General features: G+C 47.3%; 3 protein-coding genes. 2 read left to right on the top strand and 1 reads right to left on the bottom strand.

Going from position 1 to position 3,279, the window contains the following annotated elements:
• The first annotated feature begins 302 nt into the window (after positions 1 to 302).
• Positions 303 to 1,334, top strand: coding sequence for an IS630-like element ISSpu2 family transposase (locus MKS11_RS27260; RefSeq protein WP_136070816.1), 1,032 nt, complete (start codon positions 303 to 305; stop codon positions 1,332 to 1,334).
• A gap of 300 nt (positions 1,335 to 1,634) precedes the next feature.
• Positions 1,635 to 2,246: a hypothetical protein gene (locus tag MKS11_RS27265; RefSeq protein ID WP_142777455.1), complete on the top strand. Its 612-nt coding sequence runs from the start codon at positions 1,635 to 1,637 to the stop codon at positions 2,244 to 2,246.
• Between the two features lie 33 nt (positions 2,247 to 2,279).
• On the opposite strand, the gene MKS11_RS27270 is transcribed toward MKS11_RS27265, so the two are convergent.
• Positions 2,280 to 2,953 (bottom strand): IS1 family transposase gene (locus tag MKS11_RS27270; RefSeq protein ID WP_226650009.1). Its coding sequence is split into 2 segments (ribosomal slippage): positions 2,280 to 2,704 and positions 2,704 to 2,953, totalling 675 coding nucleotides; the frame shifts between segments, so codons are not numbered across the junction.
• Positions 2,954 to 3,279: the final 326 nt, after the last annotated feature.

The following is a 3,279-nucleotide window of genomic DNA, read 5'->3' on the forward strand; positions in this document are numbered from 1 at the left end:
TTACCCTGGCTGAATGGCGTGAATTTCCGCGCTATGCACTTGCGCGCATACTCATGCATGCCGTAAAAACAGAGCCTGCGCGTTTCTGGCGGGTTTTCGGGTGGTTTGTTGCCTGTTTTACCGGTTTTCCGTCAGAAACGCCCTGAGAGCCTCTCAGGCGGTGCTGATAACGGATGTTATGGTAAATAGAGTTGGTGGCCTAAATAACTGTTCGGAATAGTAGATCACTTTGAGGGTACTCAGCCCGAATTGTACGATCTGATCAATCGCTGAATATCCCAAATCACCAACCGGACTGAGCGATGCCGATCATAGCACCAATTCCCCGTGACGAACGACGCCTGATGCAGAAAGCTATCCATAAAACGCGTGATAAAAATTATGCCCGCAGACTGACCGCCATGCTGATGTTGCACCGGGGCGAGCGCGTCAGTCATGTGGCCAGAACACTCTGCTGTGCCCGCTCATCGATTGGTCGCTGGATTAACTGGTTCACTCTGTCTGGTGCTGAAGGCCTGAAGTCATTACCGTCAGGACGTGGCAGGCGCTGGCCGTTCGAACATATTTGCGCATTGCTGCGTGAGCTTGTGAAGCATTCTCCCGGCGATTTCGGTTATCAGCGTTCCCGCTGGAGTACCGAACTGCTGGCGATAAAAATCCGTGATGTCACCGGTTGTCCGCTACATGCCTCAACCATCCGGAGATGGTTACCTGCAGCCGGGCTGGTATGGCGCAGAGCAGCGCCGACACTGCGTATCCGTGACCCACACAAAGAAGAAAAAATGGTTGCTATCCATGAAGCACTGGCGAAATGCAGTGCGGAAAATCCCGTGTTTTACGAAGATGAAGTGGATATTCATCTCAACCCGAAAATCGGTGCTGGCTGGCAGTTACGCGGGCAGCAAAAACGTGTTGTCACACCGGGCCAGAATGAAAAGTACTATCTTGCCGGTGCGCTGCACCGCGGTACGGGAAAAGTCAGCTACGTAGGTGGAAACAGTAAAGGCTCATCTTTATTTATCAGACTGTTAAAACATCTTAAGGCGACATACCGGCGGGCAAAAACGATTACGCTCATTGTCGATAACTACATTATCCACAAAAGCCGTGAAACGTTGCGCTGGCTGAAAGCAAACCAGAAGTTCAGGGTCATTTATCAGCCGGTTTACTCGCCATGGGTCAATCATGTCGAACGGTTGTGGCAGGCGCTTCATGAGACAATAACCCGAAATCACCAGTGCCGTTCAATGTGGCAACTGTTGAAAAAGGTTCATCACTTTATGGATACCGTCAGCCCATTCCCCGGTGGAAAACACGGGCTGGCTAAAGTGTAGCGGTATTAGGATCAGTTATTTAGCATAAAAAACATCGAGAACCGCAGTCATGCTTTCAGGGCTATCAAAGGCACGAGCAGTCCGGGTCATGCAGCGAGTTACCAAACGACACGACATCGATCCCGTGGCGTTGGTGTATTACTCTTTCATTCCACTTAGATCTGTAATATAAGTGAGGAGGATTTTGAAGTAAAACGATATTGAGTAATTGATGGTTTATGTTGTTCTGCTATAAGCTGACAATAACCGTCTGTCAGATGTTTATTGAAAATAAATAAACTTAATGCTTTGGAGGACAAAGTGGAATTGGAGAGGATTCTTAAATTTTCGGTTGAGGATGGAAAATCGCTGACAGACGATGAAGTTATTGAAGTATATAAATTGATTGAGGCTAACATTGAACATGTTCGCTTCTCACATAATGAGTTTTTTATTTATCTTTCGGATCGCTACCTAGATCTATCGATCGCAATGGATGAAAAGGATAGGGAAAAAGAAAAAAGTCGTAAAAGTGTTATCAGAAATTCCTTGGTAATTCTGGTCGTGATGGCTGCAATTTATGGTAGTGCCAAGCTAGTTATCTATATAACAAAACCCAGTGAACTGGATATACAACAGTCTCGGGCCTATGCTTCTTTACGTATTGATGCCATTAACCGCAAACAACAGGCGTTGCAGTTTTTAAAGAGTGCGCCAGATGTATCGAAAGAAGATCTCTCTTTGATTACGTCTACGATTACGAATTCTGGTATTAGTTTTGGGGATTCTTTTGTTCTTCAATGCCAAGAGTATGGAGAAAAGGTTGCAATAAATACATTGGCTTTATCTCCGAATTTATCGAGCGAAACAATTAAAGCATTACAGCAAGCCGTTGATGCACAATGTGAGTTGTATAATCTTGATAAACAGTAAGGTGGAGATGTTTAACACGGTAATGACTCCAATTTACTGATAGTGTTTTATGTTCAGATAATGCTCGATGACTTTGTCATGCAACTCCACCGATTTTGAGAACGACAGCGATTTCCTGCCCAGCCGGGCAAGATGCTGCCTCAGATTCAGGTTATGCCGTTCAATTCTCTGCGTGTAATGCTTGCTGATAACGTGCAGCTTTTCCTTCAGGCGTGACTCATACAGCGGCCATCCGTCCGTCATCCATACCACCACCTCAAAGGCCGACAACAGGCTCAGAAGTTCACCAAAGACATGCGCCCCCACCGTTCTGCGTATCCTGTCATACGCGTAAAACAGCCAGCGCTGACGTGATTTTGCCCCGACGTAGCCCCATTGCTCGTCCATCTCCGCACAGACAATGACATCACTGCCCGGCTGTATCCGGGAGGTTACTGACTGCGGCCTGAGTTTTTTAAATGGCGGAAAATGGTGTTGAGACCAATGCCCATAATGCGTGCGGTGGCGCGGCAACCGACACCATTCATGGCCATATCAATGATTTTCTGGTGTGTTCCGGGCTGAGATGCGGTGTAAGTGAAGGTGAGCTGCCATGTTTTACGGCAGTGAGAACAGAGATAACGCTGATGCCCGGCAGTACTTTTGCCGTTACGCACCACGCCCTGGGTAGCAGAACAGGAGGGACAACAGACGGAGACGGAAGCCACAGGAGCACCTCAAAAACACCATAATACACTACATCAGTAAGTTGGTAGCATCACCAAGAATGTGTAAGGATCGTCTTGAGATTTTTGAGAGTGCAGCGTAGTCTCTTGCTCTGTAAACAAAAAAACCACCGCTACCAACGGTGGTTTGTTTGCCGGAAGTGAGAGCTACCAACTCTTTCTCCCGAAGGTAACTGGCTTGGAGGAGCGCAGTCACCAAAACTTGTTCTTTCAGTTTAGCCTTAACAGGCGCATGACTTCAAGACCAACTCCTCTAAATCCGTTACCAGTGGCTGCTGCCAGTGGCGCTTTGTCGTGTCTTTCCGGGT

Origin of the sequence: Klebsiella sp. K5-45, from assembly GCF_030128605.1 — a bacterium.
Lineage (GTDB): Bacteria > Pseudomonadota > Gammaproteobacteria > Enterobacterales > Enterobacteriaceae > Klebsiella > Klebsiella quasipneumoniae.